At 63.9% G+C, this 14817-nt stretch carries 13 protein-coding genes; 3 read left to right on the top strand and 10 right to left on the bottom strand.

The annotated features are described in order from the left end of the window. Positions 1–58: 58 nt before the first annotated feature. From KVU_RS10635 to KVU_RS10620, 4 genes are read right to left on the bottom strand one after another with little or no spacing between them, the layout of a single operon-like run. Positions 59–1693, bottom strand: coding sequence for a galactosyltransferase-related protein (locus KVU_RS10635; protein WP_014537989.1), 1635 nt, complete (start codon positions 1691–1693; stop codon positions 59–61). Next, a complete protein-coding gene (locus KVU_RS10630; protein WP_013385232.1) occupies positions 1690–2517 on the bottom strand; it encodes a class I SAM-dependent methyltransferase in 828 nt (275 codons plus the stop codon). The genes KVU_RS10635 and KVU_RS10630 overlap by 4 nt, the downstream gene beginning before the upstream one ends. Before the next feature lie 3 nt (positions 2518–2520). After that, positions 2521–3180, bottom strand: a complete 660-nt coding sequence (locus tag KVU_RS10625) for an FkbM family methyltransferase (RefSeq protein ID WP_014537988.1) — start codon at positions 3178–3180, stop codon at positions 2521–2523. Beyond that, positions 3177–4289, bottom strand: a complete 1113-nt coding sequence (locus tag KVU_RS10620) for a glycosyltransferase family protein (protein ID WP_014537987.1) — start codon at positions 4287–4289, stop codon at positions 3177–3179. Before KVU_RS10620 ends, KVU_RS10625 begins: the two co-directional genes overlap by 4 nt. 61 nt (positions 4290–4350) lie before the next feature. On the opposite strand from KVU_RS10620, the gene KVU_RS10615 reads away from it, so the two are divergent. After that, positions 4351–4683, top strand: coding sequence for a hypothetical protein (locus KVU_RS10615; RefSeq protein WP_044008079.1), 333 nt, complete (start codon positions 4351–4353; stop codon positions 4681–4683). Here the strand turns inward: KVU_RS10615 and KVU_RS10610 are convergent. Next, positions 4626–5288 carry an ABC transporter ATP-binding protein gene (locus tag KVU_RS10610; protein ID WP_013385229.1) on the bottom strand — a complete coding sequence of 221 codons (663 nt, stop codon included), beginning with the start codon at positions 5286–5288 and terminating at the stop codon, positions 4626–4628. The genes KVU_RS10615 and KVU_RS10610 overlap by 58 nt on opposite strands. Beyond that, on the bottom strand, positions 5285–6487 hold the full coding sequence (locus tag KVU_RS10605; RefSeq protein ID WP_013385228.1) for a KpsE/RkpR family capsule polysaccharide export protein: 1203 nt from the start codon (positions 6485–6487) through the stop codon (positions 5285–5287). The genes KVU_RS10610 and KVU_RS10605 overlap by 4 nt, the downstream gene beginning before the upstream one ends. A gap of 176 nt (positions 6488–6663) precedes the next feature. On the opposite strand from KVU_RS10605, the gene KVU_RS10600 reads away from it, so the two are divergent. Then, positions 6664–7809, top strand: a complete 1146-nt coding sequence (locus KVU_RS10600; RefSeq protein WP_014537986.1) for a polysaccharide biosynthesis/export family protein — start codon at positions 6664–6666, stop codon at positions 7807–7809. A gap of 29 nt (positions 7810–7838) precedes the next feature. On the opposite strand, the gene KVU_RS10595 is transcribed toward KVU_RS10600, so the two are convergent. Then, positions 7839–10658: a calcium-binding protein gene (locus KVU_RS10595; protein WP_013385226.1), complete on the bottom strand. Its 2820-nt coding sequence runs from the start codon at positions 10656–10658 to the stop codon at positions 7839–7841. 167 nt (positions 10659–10825) lie between these two features. Between KVU_RS10595 and KVU_RS10590 the strand changes: the two genes are divergently transcribed. Beyond that, positions 10826–11758 (top strand): LysR family transcriptional regulator, encoded by a 933-nt coding sequence (locus KVU_RS10590; RefSeq protein WP_236953103.1) that lies wholly within the window; start codon positions 10826–10828, stop codon positions 11756–11758. Here KVU_RS10590 and KVU_RS10585 read toward each other — a convergent pair. Genes KVU_RS10585 through KVU_RS10575 form a run of 3 tightly spaced genes read right to left on the bottom strand, consistent with a single transcriptional unit; the run spans position 11755 to position 14798 of the window. Beyond that, a complete protein-coding gene (locus tag KVU_RS10585) occupies positions 11755–13482 on the bottom strand; it encodes a glycosyltransferase family 2 protein (RefSeq protein ID WP_013385224.1) in 1728 nt (575 codons plus the stop codon). The two genes, KVU_RS10590 and KVU_RS10585, sit on opposite strands and share 4 nt — an antisense overlap. Then, entirely contained in the window at positions 13483–14001 is a 519-nt protein-coding gene (locus tag KVU_RS10580; protein WP_013385223.1) for a hypothetical protein, read from the bottom strand. It lies immediately after the preceding gene. After that, on the bottom strand, positions 13998–14798 hold the full coding sequence (locus KVU_RS10575; protein ID WP_013385222.1) for an ABC transporter permease: 801 nt from the start codon (positions 14796–14798) through the stop codon (positions 13998–14000). The genes KVU_RS10580 and KVU_RS10575 overlap by 4 nt, the downstream gene beginning before the upstream one ends. Positions 14799–14817 lie beyond the last annotated feature (19 nt).

Below are 14817 nucleotides of genomic sequence, written 5' to 3'. Positions count from 1 at the left end.
TGATGGCCCTTGCCTAAGCTGCGCGTGTTAACAGGGCGCGGCGGGGGCGTGCGTTGCGTCAGAAATCCATGCCCGCGACGGCGCGGGACTGATCGCGGGCCAGCAGATGGGCGACATCGGAAAAGGCGCTCCAACCGCTGGCAAGGAAATGCTGTCCGCGCGCCAGCAGCAGCATATCGGCAAAGGCATGCACGACCTGCGCGCGGTCGCGGTGACCGGATTGGCCACCGGGAAGATGCGCGAGGGGACGGCCCAGCGCTTGTTCCAGCGGCGCGATAATCGCGGCGCTATCGCTGGCGACAAAGATACTGCCCCGACGCCCGCGCAGCGCTGCCAAAAATCGCGCTGGTTGAGACAGCGCCCGCCAATGGGTCAGCGTGGCGGTGCTTGTCGCGCTCCATTGGCGGGGGTCGTCGCTGGGCTGGCTCCAGCCGCTGGCGCCCTCGGCCCGGATATGGGCGGTGGTGGCAAAGCGGCGCGCAAAGGGCGCGATCAGCGCGCTTACTTCGGGCGCGGGGATCAGCGCATGCAGATGTGGCCGCAGATCCTGCGCGCCGGGATGGTTCAGCACATCGGCGCTGCGGATATAGGCGTCGCGGTTCGGGTCGAGCCGGATCGGATGGGGGCGGTTGCCGGCCGGCCCCTCCATCGCGTCATGGCGACTGGCGGTCGGGTCGTCAAAGGTGGTCAGGGCTGTCAGACCTTGCAGCAGATCGGTGACCGCCGCGCCGCAATGGGCATCCGTGGGCCAGATCAGGTGCAGATGGCGCCCCGTCGCTGCCGCAAGGCTTTGGCCCGAGGCCAGCGTGCGCAGCCGATTCCCCAATCCGTGCTGCACCTCAAGGAAAATGTGGCGATCAAGGTGCAGGGCGGGTTGCGGCATCTGGCCCCGCTTGGCCGCGCGGCGGGCGGCTGCGGGCGGCAGGTGCAGCGATGCGGGGCCAAGCATCCGATAGCTGGCAAGGCTGCGCGCCATTTGCCGAAAATGCAGCGGCGCGCGTATGCGGGGGGCGGCGGTGAAATGGTCGGGGCCGATGGCGTGGAAATGGCGGCTGGGGCTGTTTGCATCCCAGACCGGCATCAGATCCGCCAGCGCGCGGTTCATTTGGATATGAAGCGCGGGGCTGCCATCCGCGCCGCGCAGCGCGTCTGAATGGGGCAGATGCGACAGGCTGCCGGGGGCGATCAGGCGGCGGGTCAGCCCTTGGGCCAGCAGGCGCGTATATAGATCGTCATCGTCCCAGCCATAGCCCTCAAACCATTCGTTAAAGCCGCCGATCGCTGCCAGATCGGCCTGCGCGGCGATAAAGCTGCCGTTCAGATGTTGCTGCCCCTGCGGCGCGCGGCGCCAGTTGCCGGTGATAAAGGCGCCGGGCGCGGGCGCGTTCACGGCCAGTGCCCAAGGCGCGGCGGTGATATCGCAGTCGAGCTTCATCACATTGCGGAACCGCGCCAGCCGCAGGCCCAGATTATAGGCCGAGGGCAGGTGCCAGCCTTCGGCCTCGACCCGGATCAGGCGCAGGCGCGGGTCGGCGGGCAGATCGGCGCGGCGGATCGGCGGGGCCGAGGCCCAGTCAACCACGATCACCTCATCCACCGCCATCGCGAGCCATGTCGGCAGGGCGCGATGCAAAAAGACAAGGCGGTTGCCGCAGGCCGTGATCAGCGATAGGCCGGGCGGCAGCATCGTCATGACCGTTTCCGCAACAGCAGCACGGTTTGCCAGCCGTAGCCCTGCGGGATCACGCGGCGCAGATCGAACCATCGTGTCAGGCGTTGGGTGAGCGCGTCGCGATCATAAATCACCCGCTGCGCCCAAGGGCCGCTGCGGGTCATCAACATTTGCCAATCCTGTGTGTGATAGCTGGTGTCGCGATCCAGCGCGGCCAGATGCTGATGCGAGGCATGTTGCGGCTGGATGCGCCGGATCTCGGCCAGCGTTTGCGCATCGGTGATGGATATATAAAGCCGCCCATCTGGTTGCAGGATGCGGCGCAGTTCAAGCAGCCATGCATCCGCCAGATCGCCGATATGGGTAAAGACCGATCCGGCATAGATCAGCGCAAAGCTGCGATCCTCGAAGGGCAGATGTGGCGCGGTTGTGGTCAGCGCGAAATCAAACGGGGGTGACAGGTTGTCCTGCGCCCAAGCGATCGCCTCGGCATGGATGTCGACGCCCCAGATCTGCGGCGAGACGCCGGTCAGGTGGCGGATCATCCGGCCGCTGCCGCAGCCGAAATCCAGCACCGGCCCGTCAATGGTGAACCCGTCTGCTGTCAGCGCATCGCGCAGGCGCTGGGCGTCATGCGCGCCGCCTTGCAGGTAAAGGCTGTCATCATATTGCCCGTCCCTAAGCCCATAGTAATGGCGCAGATGCGGGGGCGGCAGGGCGGCGGGATGGGCGGGGCGCCCAGGCCGCATCAGCCCCGCAGCGCTGCGCGGCGCGCCGATATAGGTGCCGGACAGATTGGGCAGCACCAGCGGATCAACGGGCGGCGGAGGGGGGCGGCGGAACATCGGTTAGCTCCAGGCATGATGGGTGCGAAAGGGGCCATCCTCGCGGACAAAGGCGATGTCGATCTGCCCCAGCGCCCCGTCGCGCGGGCGCATACGCGGCGAGAAAAGCCCGTGGACGGCAAAGTGATGGCCGCGCATGAAGGCAATCATTTCGGCGAAATCGCCTAAAGCTGCCTCGCCCGCGGGGTGGAATAAATTCGCCTCGGCGACGACCAGATCTGCGCGGGCCAGCAGTGCCGCCCCTCCGCGCAAAACGGCAAGGTCATGGCCCTGGCAATCGGTTTTGATGACCAGTGGCCGGGGCAAATCGCGTTGCGCGAACAGGCGATCCAGTGTCTCGACCCGCACCAGCGTGCCGCCGTAACGTGCCCCCCAGACCAGCGATGCGCCCTCGACCCCCTGAGGCACATGCAGCGGCGCAAGACCGGGGCGATCGGCAAGGGCGATGGCATAAGCCTCGCCGCGATGCGCCCGGGCGAGGGCGTCGATGCGCGAGGCAAGGCTGGGGGCGGGCTCAATGAAAATGTGCAGCGCATCGGGAAAGGTCGCGGTCAATTCAGGCGTGCCATAGCAGGTACCGACATCAATGACCGATCCGGCGGTGAACCCCTGATCGCACAGGCGTTGCAGATAGGCCGCCATACTGGGTAAATCCTGGGTCATGCGGCTGCCAGATGCTGGAGGGCGGGAGCCGGCGTCAGGCCGATGCGGATCAGCGCGGCCGCCATGGCGCGCGCGGCGGTGATGCGCCAGGCGTCGAACGCGTCAGGGTCGAAGGCGGCTGCGGCGGCGCAGTCTTGAGGGGACGCGGCCGTGGCCAGCGCATCCAATGGTAGCTGCGGCAATTGCATCGTCTGGGCAAGTTCTGTCGTGCGGGCGTCGATGGGCGACAAAATCCCCGGAACGCCTGCCGCCAGTGCGGCCAATGTGCCATGCGCGCGGGTTCCCAATGCCAGATCGCAACCGCGCAGCCACCCGATCCATGTGCGGGCGTCATGGGGGACATGGCCGCTCTGCATCAAAATCTGGGCCGCATCCTGACGCCCAAGTGCGGCACAAAGCGCGGGTGCGGGTGGATGTTGCCCTGCTGCCGCGCCACAGGCATCGGCGCCGCCCGATGCCAGCAGCCAAAGGCCGCCGCGCTGCGCGACATGGGAAAACAGCCGCTGCTCTGCGCGCCGATGCAGGGCGCTGCGCGGATTATAGGGGTCGCCCGCATGAATTGCACAGCGCGGCATCGGGTGCCACGCGGCGCGGGCCAGACCCTTTGCAATCACATGCCCCAGCCGCTGCGCCGGGTTCAGAAAGACTGATGGGCACCCAAGGACGACCCCCTGCAACCCCAGTTCCGCTCCGATCCGGGCCGAGCGCGCACCGCGATAGGTGATCAGAACAGCTCGCGCGCGCAGAATGCCGACCAGCCGCATCAGGCTGGCGTGGCCGCGCAGCGCGGCGCCCTCTTGTGTATCGGCGCCCAAGCCAAAGACGGCAATAGGGCAGTCGGCCTGTTCCAGAAAATCAGAAAGCGGGTCCCAGTTGGCGGGGCGCAAGTGATTGGCGGCGGGCAGCACCAGCAGGTCACGCCGTTTGGGCAGGGCATAGGGCGCGCCGCCGCCGATCTGGTGTAGCGGCGCGGCGATCATCTGCGCCGTTGCCAGTTGAAAGACCAGATTTCCAGCGTTGCCGCCCATCAGATCAAGCTGCCGCCGCATATCCGGCGTGGGCGGGATATGGCCAAGAGAGCCTAGGAAAAGAACGCGGGGCGATGTCATGGGGGCAGGCTAGGGGGCGCGCGGTAACAGCGGGTTAATGGCCGCGTGCAATCATCGGCCCATGACAAATGCTGAACAAAATGCGCGCGCCTATGCGGTTATGGCGGATCACCTGTATCAATTGGACCGCCATGTTGTGCTGGGCCTTGCGCCGCCCGCGCGTTGGGCGGGCCTTGCGGCGTACCAAAGCGCCGCCACACAGGCCGACAGGGCCGAGATCGCGCGGCTTGAGGAGGCGCTGATCCGGCTGGAGGCGCATCAGATCTGGATGGAGCGCACCCTTTCGTGGCGTATCACCGCGCCACTGCGCTGGGCGCGGGACCGCGTGCGGCAGGCTCAGGCCGCGATAGGGGCCTCGTATGCGGCGATCGCATCATCGATCTGGTCAAAATAGGTCAGCGTGCCGCCCTCTAGCACCATGCCAGCCGTGCAGAGGTTCCGCAGTTCCGCAGCGGCATGATTGACGATGATCGCGCCCGCCCGCTCGAGCCGCGCCTCGAGGTGGCTGCGGCTTTTTTGGCGAAAGTTGGTGTCGCCGACGGCGGTGATCTCATCCACCAGATAGGTGTCAAAGGGGATGCCGATGGACATGCCAAACGCCAGCCGCGCCCGCATTCCGGCGGAATAGCTGCGCACGGGGGCGTTGAAATGGGGGCCAAGCTCGGCAAAGCCCTGTACGAAATCGACCAAAGCATCGCTATCGACGCCGTAGATCCGCGCCGCAAAGCGGGTGTTCTGCTGCCCCGTCATATCGCCATGCAGGCTGCCCGAAAATCCCATCGGCCACGAGACCGAGCCGCTTTGCGTGATCCGCCCGCGATCTGGCAGCACCAGCCCACCGATCATATCCAGCAAGGTCGATTTGCCCGCCCCATTGCTACCCAAAAGCCCGACCGAAACACCGGCTGGGATGGTCAGAGAGACATTTTGCAACAGCATCTGGGGCGCGGAATGGGCGGTGGCGCGAAAGCCTTTGGTCACAGAATCAAGCCGGATCATTTTCTGTCTCTCAGTGCGTAGTATATCAGAACGCCGATCGCCCAAGTTAGGTTGCAAAAAAAAGCAGTTAGCCCCCAAATTAACCAACGCTGGGGGTATTCGGACCGCTCGGCGGGCGCGGGCGGAATAAAGGGCGCGACAAAGCGGCTTTGGCGGGCGGCCTCGGCCCGGGCGACGTCCTGTGCGGCAAGCGCGCTGAGATAAGCGCTTTGGGCAAAGTCCCGCAGCGCAACAAGGCGTTCATAGGCGGTCAGCAGGGCGACATAGGCGTGATCCTCGCCAAATTGTGCGCGCTCAATCCCGATGCGGGCGGTGATCGTATCGATGCGCAACTGCGCCTGTGCAAGGCGTGGATCGCCGGGCGCGGCGGTGGCCAGCAGCATATCGCGGTCGATCATGGCGCTGGCGGCCTGTGCCTGCAGGGCCTGCAGAATGCTCATCTGGCCCAAGACATCCTCGGCGGGGTCGATCATTTGGTTGCGGGCGCGAAAGGCGGCAAGATCGGCGCGGGCGGTGATCAGGCGCTCAAGACTGCGGGTGACCTCGGACGCGGCCTGATCTGTGGCATCGGCATGGGCAAGGGCGGCCACGTCGGTGATCACGCGCTGGCTTTGTGCCAAGATCGCATCCGCGATCCGCTGCGCGTCCCCGGGATCAAAGGCCTGCACGCGTAAAAAGATCAGCCCGCTGGCGGGGTCCTGACGGACATGCACCATGCGCTGCCAGTAACGGGTCAGATCCTCAATCGTGCCAGAGGGGTGAAAGCCAAAGACCGGATCGCGCGGGGTGGCGCGGGCAAACATCTGGCGCAGGTCCAGCTGCGCATCCAGCGCCGCAACCAGGGCGGGGCTGCGCAGGAATTCATACAGCATGTCACTGTCGCGCTGGGTCGACCCGCCCGCCGTCCCGGTCAGCGCGGCCCAGCCGCCCAGCATATCGCCTGCGCTGGACGCCTGTTCGGGCAGGGTGATCGCGAAAGCGATGGGGGTTGCATATTGATCGGCCGCGCGCAGCCAAAGGTACCCGCCCGTCAGCGCGAGCGGCAAAACCACCATCAAAAGATAGGCCAGCGCCAGTCCAATATGCCGCCGCCGCACCCGCGCCTGCGGTAGCCGCGCAAGCGTGATCGCAGCCTCGAGCCGTGGGGCTGCGCCGGATTCGACGGTGGAATCAGGGATATGGGGCGAAAGCGCTGTCATTAAGCGTCTTCTTGCCACAGTCAGGGTTAAATATTCGGTAAGTGGCCCCCAATGGGCCGCCAAAGATTGACGTGCGCGAGGTGGCAGGTATGGTGGCGCCAGATAAAAAGGGCAGCACGCCCGGATGGGTCCCCGCCTCATTAAGGCAAATCGGGGCCCGGCGGGTCGGAGGGACGATGTCAAATTCAGGATTGTTGCGCGGGGCTCTGGTCACGTCGCTCGCGTTGCTTTTGGCCGGTTGCGCCATTCCGCGCGGCGCCGCATTGCAAAGCGAAGTCGTATCGGTACAACCGATGGACGGCCAGATTTCGGTCGATCCACAGGGCGGTTACGCCGTATTCCCGGTCACCTCAACCAGCCTGCCGGTCATTTCGCAATGGCCCGCGATCACGCTGAACAATGATGCGTCACGCCTGAACTGGCTGCGCCGTCAACCGCAAAGTCCGTCGGTCATCATGGCACCGGGCGATACGATTGCGATCACCATATGGGACAACGGCCAGAATTCGCTGCTGGTCGGCGAAGGTGGCCGTTTGGCCCAGCTGCAGGACGTTGTCGTTGCTGCCAATGGCCAAGTGACGCTGCCCTATATCGGCGGCGTTGAGGTTGGTGGCCTGAGCACGGATGCGGCGCGCGACCGGATTGAACAGCTTTATGCGCAAACGCTGCCTTCGGCCCAGGTTCAGATGAACGTGACGCCTGGCCGTTCGAATGCGGTGAATTTGGTGTCGGGCATGGGTGCGCCGGGTATCTATCCCATGGTCGACCGCGATATGACGGTTCTGGCCGCATTGTCGCAAGCGGGTGGTGTGAACGTCGATCTGCCGAACCCGCAGGTGCGCCTGATGCGCGGCAACAGCGTTTACGGCATCCAACTGTCGCGCCTGCTGACCGAACCTGCGCTGGATACCACGTTGCAGGGCGGCGACCGCATTATCGTTGCGCCTGAATCGCGTACCTTCTTGTCGCTGGGCACGACCGGTACACAGGCCCGCCATGTCTTCCCCGATCAGGACGTCACCGCACTGGGTGCGCTATCGCTGATTGGCGGCGTATCTGCCGAGCGCGCCGATCTGCGCGGTATCATGGTGCTGCGCAACTATCCGGCCAGCGCGGTGCGCGCCGATGGCTCGGCCGGCCCGCCGAACCAACGCATGATCTTTACGCTGGATCTGACCTCGGCCGATGGCCTGTTTTCCGCCGGGCAATTCCAGATCATGCCCGATGACGTTGTCTATGGCACGGAAAGCCCGCTCAACAGCACCCGCACGGTTGTTAGTCTGATCGGATCGCTGGTTGGGGTCGCAAACTCGGTGCAATAAGCGCTGGATTTACGGTAAAAATGTCGGGGCTAGAGGATGAAATCCTCGGCCCCGATTTCGTTTAAGAGGTTCACAAAGATCTGCATATCGGCAGAGCCATCGCCGGTGACATCCGCCTCGATGATCAGCCAGCCTTGGTTCCACGTCGCATAACGTAACTCGCCCGCCATGCCAGAGAATGCGTTTGCCCCGATAAAGGTAAAACTTTGGTGCCCATCCGCCAATTGATCGGCATCGATGGCAGACAGGTCGATGCGATCCTGGCCGCGGGTAAAGTTATTGATCAGATCACGCGTGCTCTGGCCCGGCGGGCTGTCGGCGATATCCTTGTACAGGAAGATATCAGGCCCGGTTCCCCCGACCAACCAATCGCGGCCTGGGCCGCCATAGAGGATATTCGACCCCGCCTTTGCCGCCAGCCAGTCATTCCCGGCGCCACCTTCCAGATAGTTGTCGCCGTAATTGCCGACCAGCAGATTATCCAGCTCGTTGCCATAGCCATTCAGATTGGCATCGCCCAGCAGGCGCAAATTCTCGACATTGGCAGGCAGGGTATAGGTGATCTCGGCATAGACGGTGTCATTGCCTTGGTCCGGGTTCTCGATCACCATATCGCCAGGGTCATCGACATGGTAATTGTCATCGCCCACGCCGCCATACATTGTATCCGCGCCGCGCCCGCCGATCAGCCAGTCATTCCCCGCATTGCCATAAAGCGTGTCGTCCCCGTCCCAGCCGAACAGCACGTCATTGCCACCATAGCCGCGCAATGTGTCGTTGAACTGCGTGCCTGCCAGACTGTCCGAGGCCGAGGTGCCGCCAAAATTCTGCCCCCGCGTCGCTTGCACCGGCGGCAAAGGTGCGGGCAGCGCGGTGGCGAACAGATCGTCATAGTTGAGCGCCGCCAGATCCAGTGGCTTTTGATCGGCGGTGAAAATCTCGAGCAGCTCGGCGCCAAAGCGGATGATCGCGCCGCTTGCGGTCTGGCTGATGTTCAGTGCTGCAATTCCACTGGCACCCCAGCTGGACAGGTCTATGCGATCTTTGCCGAGCTGAAATCCTTCGATCACGTCAGGTTGGCTGTCGCGCATCAATACGAACAGGTTCGCCCCCGGACCGCTGACCATGCGATCGGGCCCCGCACCGTCGTAAATGATATTATTGCCGCCCCCGGCGATGATCGTATTGCTGCCAGCGCCGCCGACCAGAATGTCATTGCCGGTGCCGCCGATGATCATATTGTTGCCCGGGCCGCCAAAGATGTAATTATTGCCGGCCACCCCCTCGAGGTGATCATTGCCAAGGCCGCCGATCAGAATGTCATTGCCCGCGCCGCCGATTACAATGTCATTCCCCTCTAGCGCATAGACCGTAACGCCACCATCGCCGGCCTGCAGCACATCATGGCCACCGGTACCGATCAGCATGTCTTCGGACGCGGCGCTGGGGACTGCAACATTGGTTTTGGGCAAGGTTGGGGGGATGTGGGTCAGATTGATCAGGTCGGTGATGCTTAGATTCGCGATGTCGATCGGCTGGCCGTTGGCGCTGTGAACAGTCAGATTGAAATTGCCATAGCTGACCTGAAATCCGGTCTCGGTCGTGGTCAGGGTCAGTTGATCCAGACTGCGGATCATGCCCCATTTCGACAGATCGATCCGATCCTCGCCCAAGGTAAAGTCAGTGATGCTTTTGACCTGACGACCGGCAGCGATGACAAACAGATCGGCCCCCGCGCCACCGGTAAAGGCACGTGCGCCGCCCGGATCAACGATCACGTCATCGCCTAATCCTCCGGCGCGGCCATTTGTGGTGGTGGTGCCGTCCGGCGCCCAGCGAAAGGTTGAAATACCTCCCTCGACCCCTGATGCGATGTGAAAGGTGATGTCATCTGCGCCGCTGCTTGCCGTGATGGCCGTGATGTTTTGCAGCCCGGCCTCGATCGTGTCGGGGACATGCGCGCGGGCGATCAGCCGACCGCCGGGCAGGAGTTGAAAGATGGTAAAGCCGTCATCGCCGCCCCCTGCGATGACATAGCTTTGGCCCTGATGGGTCACAGCTGTCATGGCTTGTAGCGTGTCAAAGCGGCTATTGCGGTCATCCAGAACGTGATCTGTCAATGTCAGACCGCCGCCCGCATCCAGATGCAGCACCGAGATTGAGCTGCTGCCCGCCGCGCCGACCAGCAGATAGGTCTCGCCCGCAACGACCAGTGTTTCAATGGCTGTCGGCGCGGCGATCCACAGACCCGTATCAGGCCCGATGGAGGAGGCCTCGACCAGGCTGCCGTCGCTTTGGATGCGCCACAGGCTGAGGCCGGTGTCCTGGCTGCTGGCGCCAGCAAGATAGGCGGTGCCATCGCTGGTAAAGCTATGCAGTGTCTGTAGATCGCCCGCGAAAATCTCATCCGTGTCACGGGTGAGGCTTTGGCCGATGGGCAGGCCCGCCGCATTCAACGTGATCTGCAACACCCCGCCGCCTGCTGCTGCGAAATACAACGCCTGACCATCTGCCAACGGCGCGCTGACCGCTGTCATTGCCGCGACCGCAACGAGGGGGCTGACCAGATGCGCCCCGATCGACAGCGTGCCCCCGGTCAGGACGATTGGCAGCGCGACACCCGCGGCCATTGTGCCCCCCAGCAGCCGCGCTGCATCGCCGGATGTGCCGGTCTGCCCCACCTCTAGCGCACCATCCGCGCCAATGGACCAGCGCGTCAGCGCGCCATCATGTGCACCTGTGCTGTAGATGAAACCGTTCAGCGCCACCAATGACCCGACCGTCAGGGCGGGCGGCCCGTCTGGGCTGCTGAGGATCGGGGTGCGGGCGATGAATTGCGGCAGCGGCATGGCCAGTCTCCTCGGGTGGCCCCTTTGGTTTCAGGCCGGGCGTGGTCACATGCAATGAATTGATCTATCGTCTTTGATTTAAATCAGGCAGGAATTCTGCGTGCGGATCGATGCTGCGGGGCCGCGCTTTCCAACGCTTTGATGCAGCAGGAAAAACAGGACAGACTATGGCCAAATCGCGCGCGGCGGCGCTGCATAGCGAATTAACCTTACGCAAACTTCAGGCGTTTTCGGTGGTCGCGCATCTGGGCAATATGACCGAGGCCGCGCGCCAGATGGGCGTGGCGCAGCCGACGCTGTCGCAGCTTGTCGCCGGGCTCGAGTCGCTGGTCGGCACGCCGCTGTTTTTGCGCACGGGCGGCGCGCTGGTGCTGACCGACGCGGGCGAGGCGCTGCTGCGCAAGGCCGATGCCGTGCTGTCCGAATTCGACGATTTCACCACCACGATGGACAGTCTGACCGTCGACCGCCCGGTGCAGCTGCGCGTGGCGGGGGTGCCATCGGTGATGCGTCTGCTGTTGCCCCCCGCGATGGCCGAGCTGCGGCGCGCCTTTCCCGGTGCGAATGTCGATGGCCACGAACATTCGCCCGCCGAGATCGTGAACCTGCTGTATCAGCGCACGGCGCATATGGGCGTGCTGGGCGCAAATACCGTGCCGGAAATGTCGGCGGGCTTTACACAGATGCCGATCTATCTGGACCCGACCGTGCTGGTCAGCCCGCCGGACGCGCCCGATGATCTGCCATTTTTGCATGTCGATCTGGGATCGGCGGGATCACAGCGCGTGGCGCAATGGTTTGCGCGACGTTTCCCGCGCGCGCGTAGCCTGATGCATCTGCGCAGCTATGAGACCGCCGTGCGCTTTGCCGAAGAGGGGCTGGGGCGCTGCGTGGCGCCGCTGGTGTCCTGCCTTGATAGCCAGCGCAGCACGGGGCTGCGGGTGCAAGTGATTGACGATCTGCCGCCCCGCCGCCTTGTCGCCCTGATCCCGCAGACGCATCTGCGCATTCAGGCCTATGCTGGATTGGTCGAGGCGTTGGGCAACGCCGCGCGTGCGCGCATTGATCCGGTCGCGGCAGCGCTGCCGCATTTGGGCTAGGCGCGGGCCAGGATCTGCGCGCCGATCCGCGCGGCAAAGCGGGCGCGGGCGGCTGCGATCCGGGCGGGATCGCGCCACAGCGCGGCAAGGCGCTGCTGCGCGCGGCTGTAATCGCGCGCCAGGCCAAGTGTCGCGTCAGGGATCACGCCCGGATCACATAGAACGCTGGGGGGCAGCCCGAGGCGATGGGCTGCGTGATCTGGCGGCGCGATCACCAGCGGCAGCGCGCCGCAAGCCATTGCGTCAAATAGCTTTTCGGATAGGTAATGAGGGTGCAGAGTATTTTCGATCGCCGATATCACCCGTGCGCGGCCATCAAGGCGCGCGATTTTCGTCTGGTGCCACGCGCTGCTGCGCTGGCCCGCGCCGGCCCAACCGGTGCCGAAGATCACTGTCCTTGGGCCGCGGTGATGCAAGGCCAGCCCTGTGCGCCGGGCAGACAGGCCGCGCAGGCCACTATGGGCGATGTCGTTAAACGCCTCGGGTCGGTGGGCGATGGCAAAGGCAAAGTGCCATTTGGCTTGGGCCCACAGGTCCAGCCAATCTTGCGCGCTACGCTTGGCATTGCGGGCGAACAATTGGCGGTAGGTCTGTTCAAAGCCGTGATCCGTCAGCGGGAAATACGGCAGGCCGTCGGGCGCGTAGACATCGGAATTGGCATGGGTGATCTGCGCCACGCTCAGGGCGCCAATCGCGCCGGGCAATGTCACGTCTAGCATGTCAGGGTGGGGATTATGCAGCAAATCCCAGAACGGCTCCTCTGATAGCAGCAGGGTTGGCTTGGGCACGACCATCTGCGCGTCATGGGGATGCGCGATGAGCTGCAGATCAAAGGGTCCGTCTGTGGTGATTGCAATCCTATCACCCCAATAAGGGCGCAGTGCCGCATAAGCGGGCGGCATAAACGCCCGATGTGGCCCCACGGGTTTGAGGCGCAGTGGCGCACGCGATATGATCGGCGGTGCGGGTGCCATCTGCGTCATCGCCCATTGGTGTAAATTGGCCGCAAATCCTGCGAAACTGCGCCGCCAGTCGCCGTCGGGTAAAAGCGGGGCGGTCTCGGCCAGTGCGTCACGGTATTGCAGGCGGCGCTTGTCCCCAATAGCCGTCAATCGGCCCGGATGGTGCAGCACGCAGATATGATCGCTGACCAAAACCTTTTGTGCGCGTGAAAAGGCATGCCAATGGGGGCGTATATCCTCGTGCAGGAATGTCGCGCCGTGGCGGATCTGATGCGCGCGCAAAAACCCCGTCCGATACAGGCGGTTCCACGGGTAATTCTGTACCTGCGCAAGGCTAGGCAGCGCAGCCAGCGGCACCTGCTGCACGGCCTGAATGCCAAGGCGTAGGGCGCTCCAGATCTCTTGATCATGGGGTGGCAAGTGGCCCGCGCCCTCATCATGCTGGAACAGGCAAATATCAAAAGGCTGGTTTTGCAGGTCGCGCAGTAGCTGTCCAAACGGCGCAAGAATCTGGTCATCCGAATCCAAGAACAGGACATAGGGCTTTTTGACCTGCGCAAGGCCAAGGTCGCGCGCGCTGCCCGGACCCGTGGCAATGTCGCTGCTACGCAGGACGCCGCGGGCTGCCACGGGCGGCGAGGAGCCATCGTCGACAAGCACGGTTTGACCGAAATTGAACGGCTTTAATTGCGGTAACAGGCGGGCCAGACCTTGCGGATCATTGTGAACCGGCACGACCACCGCAATATCGCGCGCACGCATCTATTGGCGCCCCGGTAAATGTCCCAATTGCAGATCATGCAACGTCAGGCAAAAATCCTGCGCGGGCGGAAGAAACAAGATGAACTCGCGCCAGCGGCTGAGGGGGAGCGGGTCGGAGCAGGCGCCGAAGTGATACCCTGTCTGAGGCAGCACCAAGGCCGGGCGATCAAAGGGGATGTCGCGAAATCGCGCGCCGCCCTGTGGCACGCGCAGCACCGCATAAACGGGCAGGGGCGGGATGGCCGCCGCCCGCAGCGCGAACGCAATCCCCGCCTTTGGCCTGAAAAGCGACACGCGAAAAGGCAGATGCAGGCCCAGCCATGCGCCGGGCGTCATGCAATTCACCTCCAGCTCGATCACGCGCCGCGCCGGGCTGGACCAGCGGATCTGGTAATTGCCACTAGGATCAGCGTGCAGCCTGATGCTGCGGATCGGGCCGGGTTGCAGGCGCGGCCGATGCAGCGCGCGCTGGGGCAGCGCTTGGCGGTAAAGGCGCCATACGGCCAATGGCATCCTCATCGCGCGACGGCCTTTGCATAGCCATAGCGCAGCAGTGCCAGACCCATCGCAATTGCCGTCATCGCCAGTGCCGCCACATAAAGCGGTGCAATGAAATCACCACTGTATTCGGCGTAAAACCCCTGCCGCATCAGGCCTGTGATATGCAGCAGCGGGTTCAGCCACAGGATCAACCCCAAGGGCCCGGTCAGCGCGGCGGGGGGCAAGCCCTCGTATAAAAAGAACACGCCCGAGGCAAAGATCAGGGGCCGCGACAGCACCCCCCATATCCGATCCCAGCTGGGGAAATACGCGATCAGCGCCGCATTCATCAGCCCGATGCCAAAGCCTAGCGCTGCAGTCAGCCCCAGCGCGCTGGCAATGGCCGCGGGGGCCAGCGCTGCGCCGGTATCGCGCGTGGCCATAATCACGCCGATCACGGCGCAAAACACAGCCAGTTGCGTGATCCCGTGCAGCGCCAGTCGCGCGATCACCAGATCCATCCATGTGATGCGCGGATAGCTGAGGATCGCGCGCGAGAATCGCAAACTGTCCTTCAGGCGCTGCGACAATTGAAAGAACATCTCGAACGGCAAAAAGCCGGTCGCATAGAACAGCAGGAAATCCCGCCCCAGCGGCGGCGTCGGGATAATCAGTGCAAAACCAATCGCCAATAGGGTGATAATCCCAAAAGGCGCAAGATAGGCCCAGGCATAGCCCAGATACGAGCGACCGTAAGTCGCGCTCATGTCGCGCAAGATCAGCGCGAAAATCACCCGTGCGGCGGGCAAAACAGAGGAAAAGACAGGATGCGCCATAGTCTGAACATCGTCGCAA

Origin of the sequence: Ketogulonicigenium vulgare WSH-001, assembly GCF_000223375.1 — a bacterium.
Lineage (GTDB): Bacteria > Pseudomonadota > Alphaproteobacteria > Rhodobacterales > Rhodobacteraceae > Ketogulonicigenium > Ketogulonicigenium vulgare.
The sequence above is the reverse complement of the archived record's forward strand: the minus strand, read 5'-3'. Positions and strand labels throughout refer to the sequence as shown.